Genomic DNA, 21,248 nt, shown 5'->3' with positions numbered 1-21,248 from the left:
TTTTCTATGTTTCGGAAAAAGAAATCTTCTCCGCTTCGTCCCTGGCTCCAACCCTGGCAAGGAATGGATTGGTACCTCCTTGGGGCAGTCCTGGCGCTGACTGCTTTAGGCGGAGTGATGGTTCACAGCGTTCAACTGGCACATACCGAGCGTCAAGATTGGATTTTTCATCTCTTGATTGGCAGTGTCGGAATGGTTCTCGTCTTCGTGCTGGCGCGGTTGCGTTATGATGCCCTGCTTCCCTGGAAGTGGTGGATTTATGGCATCACGAATGTTTCGCTTCTCCTGGTGATGATCATGGGATTAGAGGCGAAAGGGGCGCAGCGATGGCTCGGATTGTTCGGGTTTGGGATTCAGCCTTCGGAATTTGCCAAGTTGGGCGCGATTATTACGCTGGCGGCAGTGTTACATCAGCGATCGGCTTCGACGATTCCGATGATGGTTAAGGTGTTGGGTATTGCGGCTTTACCTTGGGTACTGATCTTTTTGCAGCCGAATTTAGGAACATCGCTTGTGTTTGGGGCGATTACGATCGGGATGTTGTACTGGGGAAATGCGAATCCGGGATGGCTTTTATTGCTGTTGTCTCCGGTGATTTCAGCGGTTTTGTTTACAACGCTGATCACAAAAGGGGCGTTTGGAATTGGTGCGATCGGGCTTTGGGTTGTCGTTGTTGGATTGGTTGCCTGGAAAACGCTGCCGTGGAAGACTTACGGAACGTTAGTTCCGGTGGTGGTTAATCTGATTGCGGGTGGTTTGGGACAAGTTCTATGGCAATTTGTGCTGCATGACTATCAGAAGGCGCGGATTCTGATGTTTATTGATCCTGACCAAGATCCGTTAGGAGCAGGCTATCACTTGATTCAGTCGAGAATTGCGATCGGGGCTGGAGAGTTAACCGGACGCGGACTATTTCGGGGCACTCAGACGCAGCTTGATTTTATTCCTGAACAGCATACCGACTTTATCTTTACCGCGATCGGTGAAGAACTCGGCTTTCTCGGTTCGATCTTTGTGCTCGGTGCTTATTTACTGATTTGCTATCGATTGCTGATTATTGCTCAAAACGCGAAAGATGAATTCGGCGCATTGATCACAGTGGGTGTGTTCTCGATGATTATTTTTCAGGTGTCGATCAATATCGGCATGACGATTAATCTGTCACCTGTGACGGGAATTCCTTTACCTTGGTTGAGTCACGGAAACGCGGCGCTATTGATGAATTTTATGGCGATCGGCTTAGTCGAATCGGTAGCGAACTTCCGACAGAAGCCGAAATTCTGAACCATTGGTGAAGCGCGATCGCTTTATCGATCACAATCAATGTCAAAGCGTTCGATCCCACCTGTACACTGATAAGTGAAGCTACTTCACGAAGAGTTATGTTTTTACCAGGTTCAGCCGTTCGCGTGACGAACGTTAACGATACGTATTACGGATTTCAAGGACTCGTACAGCGAATTACCGATGGAAAAGTTGCGGTGCTGTTCGAGGGCGGCAACTGGGATAAGCTCGTGACTTTTAGAATGTCAGAACTGGAAATCGTCGAAACTAAGAAGAAAGCTGCAAAATAAACCTTTGAATGCGGTAGATTGTGGAGGTGGATTTGTACTATTTTTATGCGCCTTCCACTTCCCCAATTTTCCGCCCAAAATCGCCCAGCGAATCACATCGCTGAAGTGATCGAAACGGCAACGACTGAATTTCTCTCTCAATGTCTGGAACCAGATGATCTGTCGTTTCCAGTGATGCCGCCGTTTGGAAGTTGGGTCAAAGCGATCGATGAAGAATCCGACAATCTAATTTATGCGGTCGTGTATCATGCGACTACAAGCCCGATCGATACGGTTCATCGAGCAAGAGCACTTGGAATGTCGCTCTCTGAACTGCGTGAACAACAGCCGCAAATTTTCGCGATGCTGAGAACAGAATTTCGATCCGCGATCGTGGGATATCGAGCAGGTGGAAATAAAAAGAACGGTGCGACAGGTGGAACGATTTATCAGCATTTGCCGCCTCGCCCGCCTCAAATTCACCAAGCGGTTTATGCCTGCGATACTAAAGAAATTATTGATTTTAGCGAAGGGCTTGATTTCTTGAGAACGTTGCTTCAGGTTGGGAGCGCTCCGGTGGATGCGTTGACTGCCGCCGCTATTCGAGAAATTTATCAACTGAGAAAAGCTGATCGCACTTGGCTTGTGCAAGCGGGGCGAATGTTGAGTTTATTGCTCAAAGATGATTACGATCGCTTACGAGTGATCCTGAGCCAGATTCACCTCTAGGTGAATTTTGCGCTCAGTATAGTTGTTAAGATCTGGCTTTGGTGGCGTTTCCAATGTTTCTATTAACTGCTGGCGTGTTGCAAGAACCGATCGTTGCGTTTGTGATTCTGCTGGCGGTGATCTTGATTGTGCCGATCGTGTTTGAGCGGTTTCGAGTGCCAGGATTGGTCGGATTGTTAGCTTCTGGAGTCGCGCTCGGCTCGAATGGATTAGGAATCATTAACGGTGACTCGGAAACGATGAATCTGCTTTCAGACATCGGATTGGTGTATCTGATGTTTGTGGCAGGTTTAGAAATTGATATTGAGCAATTTACGCGCACTCGGAATCGATCGATTGGATTCGGAACTTACACCTTTTTAGTTCCGCTGATTACTGGAACGATCGTTGGGCGAGTCTTTGGATTTGATTGGAATCCAGCGATTTTAATCGGTTCACTGTTTGCGTCTCACACGCTGTTGGCTTATCCGATCGTTAGTCGATTAGGAATCGTGACAAATGAAGCGGTCACAGTCACGATCGGGGCAACGATTTTTACAGATATCGGTGCGCTATTGGTGTTGGCGATTTGTGTGGGAATTCATGCGGGAGATTTTACGATCGCGAAACTGATCACGCTTTTAGGATCGCTGGTGATTTATACGATCGTGATTCTCTTCGGATTCGACAAAGCGGGGCGCGAATTCTTTCGACGCTCTGGTACCGATGAAGGCAATCAATTTCTATTTGTGCTGTTGGCTGTGTTTCTCGCTTCAGTGGGAGCGCAGCTAATCGGAGTTGAAAAAATTGTCGGGGCGTTCTTGTCTGGGCTGGCAGTAAATCGAGTGGTCGGAGATAGCCCAGTTAAAGAAAAAGTTTTGTTCGTGGGCAGCGTTTTGTTTATCCCGATCTTTTTCATCGATATGGGATTGCTAATTCGCGTTCCGGCATTTATTCAGAGTTTGACTGATCCGAAACTGTTGGGATTGACGATCGCGATCGTGTTTGGTCTGATTGCTAGTAAATTCGGAGCGGCTGTCTTAGCAAAACTTACGTATCGCTACAGTTGGCGAGAAATGATGGTGATGGGGTCGCTTTCTTTGCCTCAAGTTGCGGCAACGTTGGCAGCTACACTCGTTGGATACCGGGCAGGCTTGCTGACTGAAGGTGTTTTGAATAGTGTCATCGTTTTAATGCTGGTGACTTCGATATTGGGACCGATTCTAACGGCGCGATTTGCGAATGAATTGCGGCTAGAAACTTTAAGCGAAATCGAACCTACCCTTTCTGCTCCAACTTGGACACGTCAAACAACGGTTTTAGTTCCGGTCTATAACCCAAATACAGAAGCCTACTTACTGGAACTTGCCGCATTGATTACTCGATCGCATTCTGGACAATTAATTCCATTGGCGATCGCGCTTTCTCAAGCATCGCTCAATTCACCGGAAATGCAGAATCGCCTCGATCGCAGTGAATCGCTTCTAAAGCTTGCGGCTGAACTAACTCAGGATTACGGCGTGACGGTTTCGCCCTTGCTCCGAATCGATGACAACGTGGCTCAGGGAATCACTCGTGCAAGTCGAGAAGCCCACGCGAATTTGATTGTGATGGGATGGGGGCGCAAAAGTCGATTAGGAGAGCGCCTGTTTAGAACGATCGTCAGCAGCGTTCTGAGTACTGCTCCTTGTCCGGTTGCGGTGGCGCGATTGGTTCAATCACCAAGCAAATTTCAGAGCATTCTCATCCCGATCGAGAATCTCACACCGCGCTCGCTGTTTCCGCTGGAATTCGCTCACAATATTTCGATCGCAACGGGTGGACGTATTACCGTCCTGCATGTGTGCGATCGCGCAACATCTTCTAGTAAAATTGCCTGGATTAAATCTCAAATTGCGCTATTGGTGGCAAAACTTCCGCTCACGGCTGAAGTTCAAATCGTGCCCGACGACGATCGAGTTCGAGCGATCGCAGTCGCGGCTCAATCTGTGGACTTAGTGGTTTTGCCCTCTAGTCAACGGTTGATGAGTGCTGGAGGCTTGCCCCTGAATAGTTTAACCGCTCAAATTGCGCCTCAGATTCAGGCATCGATCGTGCTACTGGGTGAACCGGAAGTCGTCGATCGTACAATCTTTCTACCGAGTTAAATCTGTGGCATCAGAATTGCAAAATTTCTAGCAAAGACTTGATTTGCTGAAAGAACCGTGTGAAATTTGATACATAGAGCGTCCTGCACAATTCACCCGCTTTTTAAGTAGGATGAATTCGTGAATTGCTCCCGCTGTTTCTCCACGTTGACCGAAAATGATAGTCAACAAGGGTGCATACGCGATGACAACTGAAGGAGAAACAAGATCGAATTTATCGATCCGAATTTTGCTAATTGAGGACAATGAGCCGAATCGAAGACTGCTCGAAGACTATTTAATTTACCAGGGTTACACCGTGTTAGCGTTGGCAACTGGAATTGGCTTCGACCAAGCACTCATCGATTTTCAGCCTCAAGTAGTGCTACTCGATTTAAAATTACCCGATATTGATGGTTGTGACATTTTAGAACAGATGCAGCAGAATCCAGAGTGGAGGCAGATTCCTGTCATTGTTGTTTCGGCTCGTGCTTTTATCGCAGACCAGCGACGGGCGCTAAATCTCGGTGCCAGACGGTATTTGGTCAAACCGATTCGGCTTCAAGAATTGCTCCAGGTGATTCAGGAGGAAGTGAGGGGATCGATCGAATAAAAAAAATTCGAGAGCGGTTGCGCTCCCGAATCAGTCGCTTGAGTTTCGCCAAAAGTTAGACCGAGGTGTTGTCTTGATTGGTATTGATAAATTGTTCGATCGTTAAACTTAAATTTTTCACGGTGTCGCCCGATTCGAGAATCTGAATTTCGAGCGCAGAAAGTAATAGAGTTGCTGTTTGTAATTGGGTGAGCGCTCTTTCGATATTGTTTCGAGTTTGGCTCTCAAACTCTTGTAGATTCATACGGTTTGACAAGTCTGTACTGGTAATCTGACTATAATCACGCGAGTTCGGTGATCGTCACCCTCGAGCGCGAGGATTGATTTAAAATTTAAATATCAACCTTTTACATAAAGTTTTAAGTGACTGTTTCCCCCCAGACTCTGCTGATCGACGATTCGGAACGATTAGAAGCTCGGCTCAAAGAAATTCCTCAAGAGCCAGGGGTTTACTATATGCGCGATCGTACCGATCAAATTCTCTACATTGGTAAGTCAAAACGGTTACGCTCTCGACTGCGATCGTATTTCAATGGTCACGATACTCGTCCTCGAATCGCGCTGATGATGCGTCAGGTGGTCGAGATCGAAGTGATCGTGACGGATACCGAAGCGGAAGCGTTAGCGCTCGAAGCGAACTTAATTCGTCAGCATCAGCCGCACTTTAATGTGCTGCTCAAAGACGATAAGAAGTATCCCTATCTTTGTATTACTTGGTCTGAGCCGTATCCTCGGATTTTTATCACTCGCAAGCGGCGAATGGCGAAAGAGCGCGATCGCTATTATGGTCCGTATGTGGATAGCCGTACACTCCGCACGACGCTTCATTTAGTCAAGCGAATTTTTCCGCTGCGCCAACGTCCACAGCCGTTATTCAAAGATCGTCCTTGTCTGAATTACGATATTGGTCGCTGTCCGGGTGTGTGTCAGTCGATGATTTCTTCGGAGGACTACCGCAAGACGGTTCAGAAAGTGGCGATGATTTTCCAAGGGCGAACCCGCGAATTGGAAGAATCGTTGGCGGCTCAGATGGAGAAAGCGGCGGAAGATCTGAATTTTGAGTATGCGGCGCGATTGAGAGATCAGATTGCGGGATTGAAGAGTCTGAGCGCAGAGCAAAAAGTTGCTTTGCCGGATGATACTGTTTCGCAAGACGCGATCGCGCTTGCCGCCGATGAAGAACATGCCTGCATTCAGCTTTTCCAAATTCGGGCAGGTCGCTTAGTCGGGCGGTTAGGATTCTTCGCGGATGCCCACGCGGAACCGGGAGCGATTCTTCAGCGCGTTTTAGAAGAGCATTATCAAACCGTTGATCCGGTCGAGATTCCAGCGGAAATTCTCGTGCAGCATGAGTTACCGGAAAGCGAAATGCTGTCGGAATTTCTCAGCCAATCGAAAGGGCGGAAAGTCTCGATCGTGGCTCCGCAGCGTCAGACTAAGGCGGAATTGGTCGAAATGGTTGAGCGCAATGCGTCGATCGAGCTTGCTCGGACTCAGAAATTTGCCGATCGTAATACTCAAGCGATGCAAGATCTGGCAGAAATTCTCGACTTACCAGAGTTGCCGCGTCGCGTCGAAGGCTACGACATTTCGCATATTCAAGGCTCGGATGCGGTCGCGTCTCAAGTCGTATTTGTCGATGGACTGCCTGCGAAACAGCATTATCGCCACTATAAGATCAAAAATCCAGAAGTGCGATCGGGTCGATCGGATGACTTTGCCAGTATGGCAGAGGTGATTTCTCGTCGATTCCGTAAGTACGCAGCGGCGAAAGCGAAAGGCGAAACGTTAGTTCCTGCTTCTCAAAGTTCGAGTCTGAAATCGAATGCGCTCTCAGATTTTCCTGATGTGGTGATGATCGACGGTGGAAAAGGTCAGCTTTCAGCCGTGGTGAATGTGCTGCGGGAGATGAACTTGCTTGAAGATATCAAAGTCGTGAGTTTGGCAAAACAGCGAGAAGAGATTTTCTTACCGGGTGAATCGCTCCCGCTCGAAACGGATGCGGAACAGCCTGGAGTTCAACTCCTGCGGCGATTACGAGATGAGGCACACCGATTTGCAGTGAGTTTCCATCGTCAGCAGCGCACGACTCGAATGCGGCGATCGAGCTTAGATGAGATTCCCGGTTTGGGACATCATCGGCAGAAGTTGTTACTGGCGGAATTTCGGTCGATCGATTACATCCGTGAAGCGAGTCCAGAACAATTAGCGAAAGTTCCGGGGATTGGAATCGCGATCGCAAAGCAGATTTATCGATACTTTCATCCGGGCGATGAAGCGATCGATGACATTCCTGAATCGATCGATTCTGGGGTGGTTTCTTAGAGGATGTTTGAAGAGTTGTCGTTCGTTGCAACGTCCCGCCCTGAAATGAATTTCGGGCTAATCGGCGCAAGTCCATTTCAATGGACTAAGAACTTCAAACTGGTTCCCAGTCTACTTCAGTAGACTTCCCACGGTTAGCCCGAAATTCATTTCAGGGCGGGACGCAATCGAAGCGAAAAGACTTTTTGTACTTCTCAAACATCCTCTTAGCCAGGGAGTGCGATCGATTTTCCATAAACTCAGACCGACTCTAATAAATAGCTCAATTCCTTTTCCCGATGTTGCAGCCGTTCTGCTAGGAGCGTCACAATAAAGCGATGAATGCTTGCTGCCAGCATTGGATCAGTGGTTTCAAGTTGTTCAAAAGTAGCAGACGATAGAAAATACAGCGTACTTGGCTGATCTGCGACGACAGAAGCCATTCGCACTGTGCGGCGGTAAAGTCCCATTTCTCCGATCGTGTTTCCCGTCGTGTACGTCCGAATTCGCTTATTGTCTCCATTCTTGAGTTTGAGCACCACACTCACTTGACCCGATGCCACAAAGTACAAGCCATTGTACAGATCGCCTTGATGAAATAGAAATTCACCTTCAGCTACCTGACACATTTCTAGACAGTGCATTAAGCGATCGACTTGATTCGGATCTGCAAAATCTGCTTTGAGATACGCTGTTAGAGCCGATTCGGGAGATTGAGACGGGTTTTCATCATGCGATCGATACTGTTGCAAAATTTGCTGCTCGTACCATTCCAACCCTCGATCTAAGTCGGGGAAAAGGTGACAGAGTGGATCAGCTTCATCGAGACATTCTCCCTGTTTCAAACGTTCTTTCGCTTGAGCAGAAATATGGGTGTAAATGAAATGTACCTGTTTTTGATGTGCGACTTGTTTGAGCTTGGCAAAGCTGAGAACCGCTGAAGCATCGAGTCCACTGACTAGGCGAAAATCGAGAAGCACATAGCGAACAGGCGGTAATTGATCATCGTTAATGCGATCGCGAATTTGATTCAACAGTTTATTTGCTGTTCCAAAAAAGATTAGTCCTTGCAACTCAACAATATAAAGCTGTTCTCCTTGAGCTTCTAAAATCTCAAGTTCTTCAGAGGTGCGTAACACATTACTGTGATGATATGCGCCTGCGCTAGTTCGACGAGTCACAGTGAGACGACTGTAGTTAATCACGAAAAGCACGATCGCGCTCACTAAACCCACGCCAGTCGCTTGTAAAAATCCCACCGTAATCGTCGTCAGCACAATCAATACGATGATTGCATACTCTGCACGATCGAAGCGAAACCAAGCTTCATAGAGCCATTCGTTAAAAAACTCAGCCGTAATTAACAATGGCATTCCAATCAAAATGAACTTTGGAAACAGCGACAGTAACGATGCACCACCCAACAACATTGCAAGACAGATCGCTGAAATCATCCATCCGACTAATCGCCCTCGCGCCCCTAATTGATAAGCCAGGGAGTTTTCTCCAGCACTCAGAAATCCGCCAACTCCGCCCCCGACTCCAGCGATTAAAGACGCAACTCCCGCCGCTTTGAGTTCTCGATTCAAATCGAGATCGCGAGAGGCAACCAGTTCAACCCCGTTTCCGTGAAGTAAAAGTGCGATCGCGCTAATTAACCATAGTGCCGCCAGAGTCGGAATCTGCTGAATAATCACGCTCCAGTCTGCTTGTTGCAGCGCTTGAAGCGTGACAAAGCGATAAAGTCCGCCTGCGGGAACGCTGTTTAATAACCAGCCTCGATCGTTGGCTTGCTCGATCGGGATGCCAAACAGCATGAGTGCAACGTAGAAAAGTGCGATCGACCCAAACAGAATGCTGGGATAAACTAGCACACTCTTAATTCGTTGAGGCACAACAAACATTGCCGCCGCAAACAAGACAGCCGGAAACCATTGCCAGAAAACATTCGACTCAAAGAATGCAGCCAGCGAAAAGGGTTGCAAATTCAGTCCTGAAACCGCCTGAAACGCTGCCACAAAGAGCAATGCTCCAATTCCTGCAAGGAAGCCACCCACAACCGGATAAGGAATAAATCGAACAAAGCTTCCAAGCTTGAACCGACCCAACCCCAGAAAGATCACACCCGTCATGAAACTATTGAAAATCAACGTTGCAATCACGGTCATGAGTTTCTGTTCGACAGGAGCATCAGGCATTGCTGCCACAACCTGTCGCGAAATTAGGCTAAAGATTGGAACTGTCACTTCTGCGATCGTGGCAACGATCGGAGGATAGGAACTTAAAGCCGTGATCACACCGCTAATAATCACCGAGCTAAATAATAGTAGCCCGATTCCAAATGGCATAAAGGGCGCAAGTTCTCCTGAAAAAATTAGAGTACCGAAAGACACGGCACTCGTGACAGTCAGCAAGCCCATGATTGCGCCCGCAATGCTGTTCGAGAACACTGGGCTAGTATTAGATTTAGAGTCTGGAATAGAAACCACTGCAATTAAAAAGCAACAATAGAAGAGATATTCTAGCTGTGCTTATCGTATAGAACTTCGATCGACTTAATTCAGGTCAATGCAAAGTTTCCTTCTTGAGACAGATATTGTAGTTCGATCTAAATTGTTTGTGCTGATGGTTCAGAACAAAGCTCAAGAATCCGCTGCATGGCGATTTCGAGATGCGGCGATCGGTCATTCAACGCTTTTCCTAAATCAAAAATTGCTTTCTCTAACAAGTAATGATCTAACAAGGGTTGTAGCTCTTGATCATTCTGTGGTAAAAAGCTATCCTGACGCGCCACTTCTAAATAAGCATTCAAAAACGTTGTACTAACCCAATGTTTCCAAAGCTCAGCCCATTGCTTCATTTTTTCCAGTTGTTCAGGTGCAAATTCCGCAGTGCTAACTTCATTGTTTAGCGCGATCACACTTGCATCAGAAATCGATTGAAGCATTCCAGCAACATCTCGCAGCGGTGATCGTTTCATTCGTCGATCGCTTAAACTCCGCAAAGTATTACCCTCAAAGTCAATCAATAAAAAGTCTTTTCCGGTGTAAAGTGCTTGTCCCAGATGATAGTCTCCGTGGTACCGAGTCCGCAGTGCCGTAATTTTCACATCTAAGATAGTGCGAAATTGATCGAGGCAAGGCTGATAGCGTTCTAAAACTTCGCGAGCAAGCAGTGGATCATCAATCCGATGCAGCGCATTTCGTAAAGCGAGGAAGACCTGACCCGTAAGATTTCGAGCATATTGATAAATCGATCGCTGATACAGCGAGGTAAAGGGTTCTGGTTTGAACTCAGGAGTTTCGTGATCGGATGCTAATGCAATGTGTAATTCTGCGGTTCGCTGTGCGAGTAGTTCAATATTCACCAGATAAGTCGCGATCGCAGTTTGAGCACTTTCAGGAATCTCATCGAGTGTGGTGGGAACTTCAGCTTCAGAAGTAATTACAGAATCAAAATAGGTACGGAGACTATCCAGCGTATAGTCCCAAGTGTTACGAGCATCTGAGATAAATTCTTGTAGAATCGCGATCGTTGAAGCGGGCTTTCCAGGAATTCGATAGTTTAGCGTCCCTACAATTCTTGGAACCTGAGTGAATCGCGATTGTAGAAACTGCCGCATTTCAAGCTCTGGATTAATCCCTTCTTCAACAATGCGGAACAGTTTCAGAATTAAGTTTGCTTCTGCGTTGGTTTTAACCGATTCACCATAGAGGATCGAAGTATTGTCATGTTCACCCTTAAAAATACTGGCTTCTAAAGCTGAAAATGGCTCAATCGCTGTCGCGCTCAATTGTCCGAGCTGTCCAGAATAGCGATCGCCTTTAGAGAATAGTTCCAAAAGTCCAAGGAGAAAAGACGAATCCGCGATCGCAGCAAATAACGCGCCGTCACCTTCGATTTGAGCAATAATCGATTCACTGGGAAGCGTGTGATTGCTATCAGCATGACCAACCATCACAATGTAGGTTTCTGGTTGTCCTTGCAGATAGTTGACTTGCAGCCAAATCATCTGAGCTTCATTCGATTGGTAAGGAATCGTGATCGATTCAGTGATTTGTGTCGATTGAATCGATCGCGTTCTGGCACGAAACCACTGCTGCTGCATTAAGTGACGGGTGAGCACATTTTCTAAAGTGGCTTTGCTCGTCGATCGAGTAAATGCCGTCTGCCAATCCCCTGTTAGTTTAATCGTCGGTAACTGTCCCTCGACGGTTGGCTCAACTTCCTGCGGCTTTAGGCTAAACCAATAGAACGCATAAGCTCCCAAGCTCAGAAAGTAAGGCGAATCCTGAACGGGTGGAAACTCAGTTCGACCAAAGATTTCAACTGGAATCGAGCCTGAAAACTCAGACAAATTCAGTTCCACAGTTTGGACAAATCGAGAAAGGTTCGCGATGACTAAAATACATTCATCTTTAAACGTACGAGTAAAAGCTAGAACTTTACGATTTTCGGGGTGTAATAGCTGAAACTCTCCACGCCCGAAGGCTTGAAATCGTTTACGAGTTGCAAGCAACCGCCGCATTGCGTTCAAAAGAGAATTAGGATTCGATCGTTGAGCTTCTACATTCACCGTCGTATAGTTGTACTCAGAATCCACAATCAGTGGTAGATAAAGCTTGTGTGGATTTGCTCGACTAAATCCAGCATTGCGATCGTCACTCCACTGCATCGGTGTCCGAACGCCATTACGATCGCCCACATACACATTGTCCCCCATGCCAATCTCATCACCGTAGTACAGCACAGGAGTTCCCGGCAGTGAGAGTAAGAGACTGTTGAGCAATTCGATTTGTCGTCGATCGTTTCCGAGCAAGGGAGCTAATCGCCGCCGAATGCCCAGATTGACCCGCATTTCTCGATCTTGAGCATACACCCGATACATATAGTCCCGGTCTTCATCCGTGACCATTTCTAGAGTCAATTCATCGTGATTTCGTAGAAAAATTCCCCACTGACAGTTTTCTGGAATCGCGGGTGTTTGCTGCAAAATATCGCTAATCGGAAAGCTATCTTCCATTCGCACCGACATAAACAATCGCGGCATCAATGGAAAGTGAAAGTTCATATGACACTCATCACCATCCCCGTAATAAGCTGCGGCATCTTCGGGCCATTGGTTCGCTTCTGCCAGCAACATACATTCAGGATAATTCTCTTCGACTCGCTGACGCAGCTTTTTTAAGAACGCATGAGTTTCCGGTAAGTTCTCACAGTTCGTTCCTTCCCGCTCATAAAGATAAGGCACAGCATCCATTCTTAAGCCATCGACACCCATCTTCAACCAAAAATCGAGCACTTCAAACACCGCTTCTTGAACGGCTGGATTGTCATAGTTCAGATCGGGTTGATGCGAGTAGAAGCGATGCCAGAAATAAGATTTAGCAACTGCATCCCATGTCCAGTTGGAAATCTCGAAATCCTGAAAGATAATTCGGGCTTCCTGGTACTTCTCAGGAGTGTTGGTCCAGACATAAAAATCTCGATCGATTGACCCTTCCGGAGCACGTCGAGCACGTTGAAACCAAGGATGCTGATCAGAGGTGTGATTAATAATCAGTTCAATAATGACCCGAATTCCACGAGCATGGGCAGCATCGAGAAACGCTTGAAAGTCTTCTAATGTGCCGTAGATTGGATTTACATTGTTGTAATCTGCAATGTCATATCCATCATCGCGCAACGGGGACGGGAAAAATGGCAGCAACCAAAGTGCAGTCACACCGAGATTTTGCAGATAGTCTAGCTTTTCAGTTAAGCCCCGGAAATCCCCGATTCCATCTCCATTACTATCGGCAAATGCGCGAACTGGAACTTCGTAGATAATGGCATCTTTGTACCATTGGGGATCGTAGTTCAGCATTGAGGACTGCATCATCGTCAGCATTGATTTCCCTGGAATTACGGTATTACGCTAGTTGATCCCAGCTATTTTCATCATGATCCTAAGACTGATTCTTTACGATAAATTTCTGTAATCAAAGTTCCATCTTTAGAATCATGACTTTACGATCGAACTTTCTTAAACTGCGACCGTGATTAGCGTGGAGAAGTTTGGGTGATGTTTCAGCGATCGAGCGGAATCCTTCTACATCCGACCAGTTTACCGAGTCAATTTGGCATCGGAGACTTGGGACGATCGGCGTATGAATTTGTTGATTTTTTAGCCAAAAGTGGTCAGTCTCTTTGGCAAATTTTACCTCTAGCACCGACAGGCTACGAACATTCGCCCTACACCATGAACTTTAGTGTGTTCGCTGGCAATCCTTTGATGATTAGCTTAGAACAGCTTGCTGAAAACGGATTACTCAAACCAGAGGAACTGATTCCGCTTGAAGGTAGCTTAGAAAAAGTAGAATTCGATCGCGTTATTCCCTACAAAACAAAGCTGTTAAAGCTTGCATTCGATCGCTTTCAACCTGACGCAGATTTTGATCAGTTCTGCGAAGAACAAGCGGCATGGCTCGATGATTTTACGTTGTTCATGGCATTGCTCGAAGCGAATCCGGGTAAGAATTGGAATCAATGGGATTCAGAAATTGCAAGACGTGATCCAACTGCGATCGAGACGATTTCCCAAACCTTAAAAACCCCCATCCAATTTCATCAGTTTCTACAGTTCAAGTTTTTTGAACAATGGATGAAACTCCGTCGATATGCGAATGCGAAGAACATTCAAATTATTGGTGATATCTCAATCTATGTTTGTCATAACAGTTCCGATGTTTGGGCGCATCCAGAGATTTTCAAGCTCGACCCGGAAACGTTTGAGCCGACCTTCATCGCGGGCGTTCCTCCGGACTATTTCAGTGCGACCGGACAGCTTTGGGGCAATCCAGTGTACGACTGGAATCAACTGCAAAAAAGCAACTATGAATGGTGGATTCAACGCTTTCAAACCACCTTGCAGTATGTAGACATTGTTCGAGTCGATCACTTTCGCGGCTTCCAAGCTTATTGGCAAGTTCCCGCAGGCGAAGAAACCGCTATCAATGGAGAATGGATCGAAGCACCGGGAGCCGAATTCTTTGAAACGTTGGGAGAGCGTTTAGGTCGATTGCCGATTCTGGCTGAAGACCTTGGAATCATTACCCCTGAAGTGGAAGAATTGCGCGATCGCTTCGATTTCCCCGGCATGAAAATTCTACAGTTTGCTTTCAGTGATGATGCTACCAACACTCATCTGCCGCATCACTATGTGCAAAACTGCGTCGTTTATCCTGGAACACACGATAACGATACTGCGATCGGCTGGTGGAACACTGCACCCACCCAGGAAAAAGAGTTTTTTGCTCAATACATCGGCTCTCATCCTGATGAATCCACAATTCATTGGCTGCTGGTCAGAATGTCATTTGCTTCTGTAGCGGTGTGGGCGATTCCAGCATTGCAAGACATTCTTGGACTCGATGGTCGATCGCGCATGAATGATCCGAGTCAATATGCTGGGAATTGGCGATGGCGGTATTCTAGCTCTGAGTTGCTAGCAGATGAACTGGCAGAGAAACTACGATCAATGACCGCTTGCTACGGTCGGCTCATCCGTTAGCTTCTTAAGTTAGCGATAAGCGGTCATTGGTTCTTTGATAAATCGAATGTAAAGATGTTTGAAGGTCGATTTCAGCACACGAGGCGCACCAAAATCGATCGGCATCATCTTATCGGGCAACCGCCAATCCGCGATTTGCAAATCATTCGGATGAAGATGCGGGAACTCAATTTCGTCGATCGTTGAACACAATCCCAATCGCTGACTTGCCACGATCGTGGGAACAGTCGCCGGAGCAACCTTGAGAATGTCCACAATCGAGCGATCGAGCGCAAATACATCCCGCGATGCTCCCAACACTCCTAATTCTCTCGGTTCACCCCCACTCGGACCATTCCCCTCATGCCCAATGATGCCATCGACGATCGTCAAATCCGGGTCGATCGTTCGCGCCGTTTCGACTAACATCGTGCCAAAGCGCGATTGATCTTTTCCAGCTTCCATATGCCACCAAGCTTTCATCTTGCCTGGAACACAACCAAATAGATTCTTCACGCCCATCGTGACCGTCAATTGCATGTGAGATTTCACCTTCGGCAAATTGATCACGACATCCGCTTCGATCGCTTCTTTACAAAGCAATAAATGATTAAATTCTTCGCCAACCGTTTCGTAGCGGTTTCCTTTAAATTCCACGATCGGTAGCTCGATCGATTCAATTAACGGCAGATACCCGCTAGCTTTCGCCACTCCCTGAGCGCTTCCAAATGCAGGACTATCTCCGAGAAATGGCTTTCCGCCTGCTTCCTGCACCATTTTCGCCACACAGTAGACGATTTCAGGGCGAGTGACGCATTCTTTTCCCGGACGTGCACCCGTGAGCAAATTCGGCTTGAGTAAAACGTGATCGCCCAGTTTCACAACTGCGCTCATCCCTCCTAGCGGTTCAAGCAAGGTTTCGAGCGCCGCCCGGAGTTCACTTAAATCGTAGGAGGTTGCGCGAAGTAGACTAACAGCAGAATTCATAGGTCAGCGAGGTAAGAGTTTTTGATACTGTAACCTCGATTCCTAAGAATTCCAATCCATACCTTTTTAATTCCGACTACGCGAACCCGGTTGAGTATTGGCAACCTTGATCGACACTACTGGACGATCGAGCGCTACCATCAAATCATCTGGATTCGTCGGCTGTTTTTGCGCTTGCACCGCAGGCTGTTGAGGCGGATTCACTTCAGCAATCTGAGGCTGGCGAACACTAAACAGCGACACCGCACCCATAAAAGCAGCCGCGATCGCAGCTCCACCCCAAACCAATCGAAATCTTGGACGACGATCGACCTTTGCCAACACCTGATCCACAGTCTTCTCAACCGATTGAACCGGAGCCGGAGCAGGAAGGGATCGAAACGCAGAACGAAGCTTCAACAAGCGAGCATGAAGCTGTTGGACAGACGGATCGGTAGATAACCATTCTTCAACTTGTTTGCGCTCACTTGCAGTCACTTCCCCATCCAAATAGGCACTAAGCAACTCAAAGCGATCGCGGGCGTTTAACTGGGAATCGGGCGAAGGAGGCATAGCGTTATTGAGCGAGTCAAAATTGGAGTTCATCGAGAGTTCACTATCTTGTAGTTGAGAATGCCTGCAAGGTGTCGAACGATTTTCAGTGTAATCAACTACTCCTCAAAGCACAATTCTCATTTGGAGCTACGTCTGGAAGTATATTAACAAAGCCAATCTGAAGTTTTTGTAATCTTACGGAGAGTTTAAATTCTACGCTCCGTCAAGATACTGTTGCAGTTGAGACTGTAACCGATGACGTGCACGAGCAATCCGCGATTTCACGGTTCCAAGCGACACGCCAGTCAGTTCTGCAATTTCTTCATACGCCATGCCTTCGATTTCCCGGAGCACGATCGTCGTGCGGAAAACTTCAGGCAAATCCGCGATCGCTTCATTCAACTGATCGTAGAATTCCCGCGTTGTCAAATCTTCATCGGGTCCAGGGGTTGCGGCGGCAATTTCCCAATCCATTTCACCATCGTCCAGCGACAACGGGGCATCGAGTGAAAGCGGCGTAGCTGTCCGCTTGCGCTTGCGAAGTTCATCGTAAAACAAATTCGTGGCGATCCGGCTGAGCCACCCACGGAATTTGACCGGTTCATTCAGGCGGGTAATGTTGCGGTACACGCGAATCCAGACTTCTTGAGCCAAATCAGCGCGGTCTTGCCAATCCGGAGCAAGATGATACAAAACTTTATCGACATGAGACTGGTACCGCCGCATGAGTTCCGAAAAGACGGCTTTCTCCGGGCGATGTCCGGTCTGACACTGCAACACTAGATCGTAATTGGAGAGTTTTTCTGCTTGCACTGGACTCTGAAGAACCTTTGGCTCGATCGATGACCAGGATACAGGAAGGGACTGACTCATGGGCGGATGACGGTGTTGTTTGACGTTCCGTTGTGAATGACTCTAACCGCCAAGAATAAGTTCCATCTTGTTGACTGATCTGATCCAGGATATCTCGCGCCCGTTCTACCTGACAGAATCCTGCAACAGAAATACGCTTTCCGATAGATTTTCATCAAAAAAGCTTGCCAAATGATGCGGCTCCGTCTCGCTTGAAGTTCTCAAGCTGTTTGGAGTCGGGTTTGACCAGTTATGGAGCCAACTTAGAGCGATCGTGATGACGATCGCTAAAAATAATTTTTCTTGCATTGCTCTACTCACACCGAAACACCACGTTTGCCAGCATTGTAGATTCCGTTCTTCGGCTTGAACCATTTTCAATTGACACTTCATCTAACCTTGGTAAGAATCTTAAAATTCCTAGATCTTCCGGTTATTAGAAGCAATCTCCGTAGTAGTTACGATTTTGACAATGGTATACCTATAGAGTGAACCGACTTGCGTCCTAAGATTCACAGACGACTCAAGGAGTTCCAGGCAAAATAAAAAAGTTGCAGAAATTTTCGAGTCGGATATGCCAGCAAGGATTCAAAATCCATCGCTTCCGAGAGCGCTAATGACCTTCTGTGTATTAGCGGGATGTACGATCGCAGTTTTACAATTGCGCCGATTACCTGCAATCGCGCTTCCGAAAATCGAATTGCCAAATTTCCAAACGATCATCGCCCCTAGTCCCAAACCCACTCCGGTCATTGACACGAAGTTGATTGTCGATTTGAGCGATCGTAGAGTCCGGCTGTACGAGAACAGAAAACTGAAAGCGACTTATCCAATTGCGATCGGGCAAGAAGGCTGGGAAACACCCATAGGCACATTTAAAGTGCAGCAAATGTACGAGAATCCCGCTTGGCTCCATCCGATTACAGGCGAAAAAATTCCACCCGGCAGTAAAGATAATCCATTGGGTAAACGCTGGATCGGCTTCACTTCACAAGACAAGCTACTCATCGGATTTCACGGCACAACAGATTATTCACTGATCGGGCAAGCCGTTTCACATGGCTGTCTCAGAATGAAAAATGCTGATGTGATGGCACTATATAAAGAGATCCAGGTCGGAACTCCGGTTATCGTGAAAAAATAAGGTTTTATCTCTTTTAAGCTTGAGGTACGTATGGAGATCCCACTAAATATTTCTCTACCCGAATCACTCAGAGAATTTATCGAAGCACGAGTGCAGGAAGATAATTACAGCACACCTAGCGAGTATGTTCGCACGCTGATCCAAGAAGACCAAAAACGGCGTGAAACTCAAAAGCTAGAAGCAATGGTGCAAGAGAGTTTGGCATCTGGAGATTCGATCGAGGTTACACCCGAATACTGGGAAAATAAACGCCAAAACTTGTTACAGCGATTTAGCAATGGTGCATCGTGAGACGAATTAGAATTCGACCAACTGCGAGTGCAGACCTCGATCGAGAAGCAGTGAATATCGCGACCTATGCAGGAGTCGATGCGGGACTGCGATTTTATGATGCCTGTGATCAAGCTTTCTCCCTATTAGCATCGCAACCAAAGCTTGGAGTCCGTCGAGATTTTGGTGTCACTGCTCTTGCTGAAATGCGATCATGGAAACCAAAAGGCTTCGATGATTACCTGATTTTCTATCGACCTATTCAAGGCGGAATCGAAATTTTGAAAATCGTGCAAGGGTCACGCGATCTGCCTACACTATTTGCTGAATTTTCAGAAGAACAATGAAACACCGAATTCGATCGGCAGGTTTAGTCGTCCGAGCCGATGAAATCCTATTAGTCGCGCACAAATCTCCCATCACCGGAGAAACAACCTGGGTTCCTCCCGGTGGCGGCATCGAGCGGGAAGACGAATCCATTTTTGCCTGTGCCGCTCGTGAAATCTTTGAAGAAACGGGACTCACCGCAAGCTTATCGAGAATTGCTTATGTCCGAGAGTTTTACCACGCTCCATCAGACACCCGAAGCTGTGAATTCTTTTGTGTCGTCGATCGCTTTTCAGGAACGCCTACGATCGAACATCTTCCTCCCACTTCACCCGATTCCGATTGGATCACCGAGCTTCGATGGTTCAAGCAGCACGAACTCAATCAAATCATTGTCTATCCCGAAGAATTGCGCGATCGCTTTTGGCAAGATTTGAAAGCAGACTTTCCCACCGTTCACTATCTCGGACTACAATCGCGCCAATAAATCATTCTTCTTGTCCTTTAGTCTTACGCTGCATGATCTCTTTCACAACCAGCGTCACCACAGCCAACAACGCCAGCAAAACCGCAGCCGAATAAGCTGATTCAGTTGCATACTGCTTGTATTCTTCTTCCACAAACAGTGGCAAACTCTGAGTTTTACCCGCGATGTTACCGGAAACAACCGACACCGCACCAAATTCGCCCATCGCTCTCGCATTCGTCAAAATCAAACCATACAGCAATCCCCAACGAATACTCGGAAGCGTCACCCTCCAGAATGTCTGCCAGTTATTCGCCCCCAAAGTACTCGCTGCTTCTTCCTGTTCCGGTCCAATCTCTTCAAGCACCGGAATCACTTCACGCGCCACAAACGGCAAGCTCACAAACATCGTTGCGAGTGCCATCCCTGGAAACGCAAAAATAATCCTGATATCCGCAGCATCCAACAGTGGGCCAAACCACCCATTGCGCCCATACAGCAAAACCAGCATCAAACCCGCAACTACCGGAGAAATCGCAAACGGTAGATCGATGATACTGAGCAGTAAAGTTCGACCTCGAAACTGTTTTCGTGCCAGTGCCCAAGCTGCACACAGTCCAAAAATCGTATTGATCGGCACTGAGATCAAAGCCAGCAAGACCGTCAATCTCACGGCGACAAGAAAGTTCGGCTGCCGAATATTTGCCAGAAACGGACCAACGCCCTTTCTAAACGCTTGATAAAAGACATTGATCGCCGGAATATAAATAATCAGTGCGAGAAACGCGATCGCGATCGTAATCAGCACGACCGGAACCCATTCGATTTTCTTCCCCGCTGCTTTCTCTCTTGTCCGGGGTGATTCTACGATCGTACTCATGCCTAATGTCCTACCCGTCTACTCGAAGAATTATTGTCATATCGTCTGCCCCAAGCTTGCAAAAAGTTCAAGCCCAACAGCATCAACAGCGAAATGAATAATAGAACAACGCCGATCACAGTTGCACCCGCATAATCGTATTGTTCTAACCGCTGAAAAATCAACACAGGCGCGATCAGATCTCGAAACGGTGTATTAGAAGAAATAATCACAGTCGAGCCATACTCACCGACCGCACGAGAGAACCCTAATGCAACTCCGGTCAAAATCGCAGGCAGCAACGGCGGCAAAATCACATGGCGAAACGTCTCCCACTCCGACGCGCCCAAGCTCCAAGCCGCTTCTTCAGTTTCTTTCTCCATTTCCGCTAAGACAGGTTGCACCGTCCGAATCACAAACGGCAAAGAGATAAAGACCATCGCGATCCCAACCCCCAACCGAGTGAAGGCAATCTTAATGCCAAACGGCGCAAACAGCGAACCAATCCATCCATTTTCGCTATACACCGTTGCCAGCGTTAAACCCGCAACTGCTGTCGGAAGTGCAAACGGCAAATCCACCGACGCATCGACAAATCGCTTCAGCGGAAAGTCGTACCGCACCAGCACCCAAGCAATCAGCGTGCCAAACACGCCATTGATCAAAGCTGCAATCAGTGAAGTCGTAAACGTAATGTCATACGTCGCCAACGCGATCGGACTTGTGGCAATACTCCAAAATCGCTCAAATCCCGTGGTCGATGCTTTCAACAACATCGCGATCACTGGAACAAACAGCATAATCGTGAGATAGCCGATCATAATCCGCCACGTCCAAGGCGTTTGCACGATCGACCTCAAAAATACTTTCCAAGCTGGGATTTTCTCAGACCCCGTAGGACTGGAAGCAACCATCGCGACCTTACTCCGATATGAAAATACCGCGATCGTTAAATCACGATCGCGGTTGAACTA

At 47.3% G+C, this 21,248-nt stretch carries 19 protein-coding genes and 1 pseudogene; 11 read left to right on the top strand and 9 right to left on the bottom strand.

Annotated features, from left to right (window positions below):
- Positions 1–6: 6 nt before the first annotated feature.
- The 5 genes and pseudogenes from rodA (at position 7) to NIES2104_RS18085 (ending at position 5,000) form a co-directional block, all read left to right on the top strand.
- Positions 7–1,284, top strand: coding sequence for a rod shape-determining protein RodA (gene rodA, locus NIES2104_RS18105; RefSeq protein ID WP_058999672.1), 1,278 nt, complete (start codon positions 7–9; stop codon positions 1,282–1,284).
- Between the two features lie 101 nt (positions 1,285–1,385).
- A pseudogene (locus NIES2104_RS18100) lies at positions 1,386–1,574 on the top strand (NAD(P)H dehydrogenase subunit NdhS); the annotation flags it as partial.
- 45 nt (positions 1,575–1,619) lie between these two features.
- A complete protein-coding gene (locus NIES2104_RS18095) occupies positions 1,620–2,282 on the top strand; it encodes an HAS-barrel domain-containing protein (protein WP_058999670.1) in 663 nt (220 codons plus the stop codon).
- A gap of 53 nt (positions 2,283–2,335) precedes the next feature.
- Positions 2,336–4,408, top strand: coding sequence for a cation:proton antiporter (locus NIES2104_RS18090; protein ID WP_058999669.1), 2,073 nt, complete (start codon positions 2,336–2,338; stop codon positions 4,406–4,408).
- A 184-nt stretch (positions 4,409–4,592) separates the two neighbouring features.
- Entirely contained in the window at positions 4,593–5,000 is a 408-nt protein-coding gene (locus tag NIES2104_RS18085) for a PleD family two-component system response regulator (RefSeq protein ID WP_058999668.1), read from the top strand.
- A gap of 55 nt (positions 5,001–5,055) precedes the next feature.
- Here the strand turns inward: NIES2104_RS18085 and NIES2104_RS18080 are convergent, their stop codons facing one another.
- Positions 5,056–5,244 (bottom strand): hypothetical protein, encoded by a 189-nt coding sequence (locus NIES2104_RS18080; RefSeq protein ID WP_058999667.1) that lies wholly within the window; start codon positions 5,242–5,244, stop codon positions 5,056–5,058.
- A 119-nt stretch (positions 5,245–5,363) separates the two neighbouring features.
- Here NIES2104_RS18080 and uvrC point away from each other — a divergent pair, with 119 nt between their 5' ends.
- On the top strand, positions 5,364–7,325 hold the full coding sequence (uvrC, locus tag NIES2104_RS18075; RefSeq protein WP_058999666.1) for an excinuclease ABC subunit UvrC: 1,962 nt from the start codon (positions 5,364–5,366) through the stop codon (positions 7,323–7,325).
- 239 nt (positions 7,326–7,564) lie between these two features.
- Here uvrC and NIES2104_RS18070 read toward each other — a convergent pair whose 3' ends face one another.
- Together NIES2104_RS18070 and treS are read right to left on the bottom strand one after the other, a co-directional pair.
- The gene (locus NIES2104_RS18070) at positions 7,565–9,793 is read right to left on the bottom strand and encodes a SulP family inorganic anion transporter (protein WP_156426987.1); all 2,229 of its coding nucleotides are present in this window, start codon (positions 9,791–9,793) and stop codon (positions 7,565–7,567) included.
- 119 nt (positions 9,794–9,912) lie between these two features.
- Positions 9,913–13,194 (bottom strand): maltose alpha-D-glucosyltransferase, encoded by a 3,282-nt coding sequence (gene treS / locus NIES2104_RS18065; RefSeq protein WP_263970986.1) that lies wholly within the window; start codon positions 13,192–13,194, stop codon positions 9,913–9,915.
- A 174-nt stretch (positions 13,195–13,368) separates the two neighbouring features.
- Here treS and malQ point away from each other — a divergent pair, with 174 nt between their 5' ends.
- Positions 13,369–14,856 (top strand): 4-alpha-glucanotransferase, encoded by a 1,488-nt coding sequence (gene malQ / locus NIES2104_RS18060; RefSeq protein WP_263970985.1) that lies wholly within the window; start codon positions 13,369–13,371, stop codon positions 14,854–14,856.
- A gap of 9 nt (positions 14,857–14,865) precedes the next feature.
- Here malQ and NIES2104_RS18055 read toward each other — a convergent pair whose 3' ends face one another.
- The 4 genes from NIES2104_RS18055 to NIES2104_RS18040 form a co-directional block, all read right to left on the bottom strand.
- Positions 14,866–15,822, bottom strand: a complete 957-nt coding sequence (locus NIES2104_RS18055) for a DUF362 domain-containing protein (RefSeq protein ID WP_058999663.1) — start codon at positions 15,820–15,822, stop codon at positions 14,866–14,868.
- Between the two features lie 66 nt (positions 15,823–15,888).
- Positions 15,889–16,374 carry an anti-sigma factor gene (locus NIES2104_RS18050; protein WP_225895260.1) on the bottom strand — a complete coding sequence of 162 codons (486 nt, stop codon included), beginning with the start codon at positions 16,372–16,374 and terminating at the stop codon, positions 15,889–15,891.
- A gap of 195 nt (positions 16,375–16,569) precedes the next feature.
- Positions 16,570–17,229 carry a sigma-70 family RNA polymerase sigma factor gene (locus NIES2104_RS18045; RefSeq protein WP_058999661.1) on the bottom strand — a complete coding sequence of 220 codons (660 nt, stop codon included), beginning with the start codon at positions 17,227–17,229 and terminating at the stop codon, positions 16,570–16,572.
- Between the two features lie 105 nt (positions 17,230–17,334).
- Positions 17,335–17,583: a hypothetical protein gene (locus NIES2104_RS18040; RefSeq protein WP_192843606.1), complete on the bottom strand. Its 249-nt coding sequence runs from the start codon at positions 17,581–17,583 to the stop codon at positions 17,335–17,337.
- A gap of 199 nt (positions 17,584–17,782) precedes the next feature.
- On the opposite strand from NIES2104_RS18040, the gene NIES2104_RS18035 reads away from it, so the two are divergent.
- The 4 genes from NIES2104_RS18035 to NIES2104_RS18020 are packed head-to-tail and all read left to right on the top strand — an operon-like array spanning position 17,783 to position 19,436.
- Positions 17,783–18,352, top strand: coding sequence for a L,D-transpeptidase (locus NIES2104_RS18035; protein ID WP_058999659.1), 570 nt, complete (start codon positions 17,783–17,785; stop codon positions 18,350–18,352).
- A gap of 30 nt (positions 18,353–18,382) precedes the next feature.
- Entirely contained in the window at positions 18,383–18,643 is a 261-nt protein-coding gene (locus NIES2104_RS18030) for a hypothetical protein (protein ID WP_058999658.1), read from the top strand.
- Positions 18,640–18,969 (top strand): type II toxin-antitoxin system RelE/ParE family toxin, encoded by a 330-nt coding sequence (locus NIES2104_RS18025; protein WP_058999657.1) that lies wholly within the window; start codon positions 18,640–18,642, stop codon positions 18,967–18,969. Before NIES2104_RS18030 ends, NIES2104_RS18025 begins: the two co-directional genes overlap by 4 nt.
- Positions 18,966–19,436, top strand: coding sequence for an NUDIX domain-containing protein (locus NIES2104_RS18020; protein WP_058999656.1), 471 nt, complete (start codon positions 18,966–18,968; stop codon positions 19,434–19,436). Before NIES2104_RS18025 ends, NIES2104_RS18020 begins: the two co-directional genes overlap by 4 nt.
- A gap of 1 nt (position 19,437) precedes the next feature.
- Here the strand turns inward: NIES2104_RS18020 and cysW are convergent, their stop codons facing one another.
- Together cysW and cysT are read right to left on the bottom strand one after the other, a co-directional pair.
- On the bottom strand, positions 19,438–20,295 hold the full coding sequence (cysW, locus tag NIES2104_RS18015; protein WP_058999655.1) for a sulfate ABC transporter permease subunit CysW: 858 nt from the start codon (positions 20,293–20,295) through the stop codon (positions 19,438–19,440).
- A 2-nt stretch (positions 20,296–20,297) separates the two neighbouring features.
- Positions 20,298–21,188: a sulfate ABC transporter permease subunit CysT gene (gene cysT / locus NIES2104_RS18010; RefSeq protein WP_058999654.1), complete on the bottom strand. Its 891-nt coding sequence runs from the start codon at positions 21,186–21,188 to the stop codon at positions 20,298–20,300.
- Positions 21,189–21,248 lie beyond the last annotated feature (60 nt).

The sequence above is a fragment of the Leptolyngbya sp. NIES-2104 genome (genome assembly GCF_001485215.1).
GTDB lineage: Bacteria > Cyanobacteriota > Cyanobacteriia > Leptolyngbyales > Leptolyngbyaceae > Leptolyngbya.
This window is presented reverse-complemented; position numbering and strand designations above follow the sequence as displayed.

Excerpts from the sequence above, each read along its gene's own strand:
- rodA (WP_058999672.1), top strand. The coding sequence starts at position 7 with ATGTTTCGGAAAAAGAAATCTTCTCCGCTTCGTCCCTGGCTCCAACCC.
- NIES2104_RS18095 (WP_058999670.1), top strand. The coding sequence starts at position 1,620 with ATGCGCCTTCCACTTCCCCAATTTTCCGCCCAAAATCGCCCAGCGAAT.
- NIES2104_RS18090 (WP_058999669.1), top strand. The coding sequence starts at position 2,336 with ATGTTTCTATTAACTGCTGGCGTGTTGCAAGAACCGATCGTTGCGTTT.
- NIES2104_RS18085 (WP_058999668.1), top strand. The coding sequence starts at position 4,593 with ATGACAACTGAAGGAGAAACAAGATCGAATTTATCGATCCGAATTTTG.
- NIES2104_RS18080 (WP_058999667.1), bottom strand. The coding sequence starts at position 5,244 with ATGAATCTACAAGAGTTTGAGAGCCAAACTCGAAACAATATCGAAAGA.
- treS (WP_263970986.1), bottom strand. The coding sequence starts at position 13,194 with ATGCTGACGATGATGCAGTCCTCAATGCTGAACTACGATCCCCAATGG.
- malQ (WP_263970985.1), top strand. The coding sequence starts at position 13,369 with ATGTTTCAGCGATCGAGCGGAATCCTTCTACATCCGACCAGTTTACCG.
- NIES2104_RS18055 (WP_058999663.1), bottom strand. The coding sequence starts at position 15,822 with ATGAATTCTGCTGTTAGTCTACTTCGCGCAACCTCCTACGATTTAAGT.
- NIES2104_RS18050 (WP_225895260.1), bottom strand. The coding sequence starts at position 16,374 with ATGCCTCCTTCGCCCGATTCCCAGTTAAACGCCCGCGATCGCTTTGAG.
- NIES2104_RS18045 (WP_058999661.1), bottom strand. The coding sequence starts at position 17,229 with ATGAGTCAGTCCCTTCCTGTATCCTGGTCATCGATCGAGCCAAAGGTT.
- NIES2104_RS18040 (WP_192843606.1), bottom strand. The coding sequence starts at position 17,583 with ATGGTTCAAGCCGAAGAACGGAATCTACAATGCTGGCAAACGTGGTGT.
- NIES2104_RS18035 (WP_058999659.1), top strand. The coding sequence starts at position 17,783 with ATGCCAGCAAGGATTCAAAATCCATCGCTTCCGAGAGCGCTAATGACC.
- NIES2104_RS18030 (WP_058999658.1), top strand. The coding sequence starts at position 18,383 with ATGGAGATCCCACTAAATATTTCTCTACCCGAATCACTCAGAGAATTT.
- NIES2104_RS18020 (WP_058999656.1), top strand. The coding sequence starts at position 18,966 with ATGAAACACCGAATTCGATCGGCAGGTTTAGTCGTCCGAGCCGATGAA.
- cysW (WP_058999655.1), bottom strand. The coding sequence starts at position 20,295 with ATGAGTACGATCGTAGAATCACCCCGGACAAGAGAGAAAGCAGCGGGG.
- cysT (WP_058999654.1), bottom strand. The coding sequence starts at position 21,188 with ATGGTTGCTTCCAGTCCTACGGGGTCTGAGAAAATCCCAGCTTGGAAA.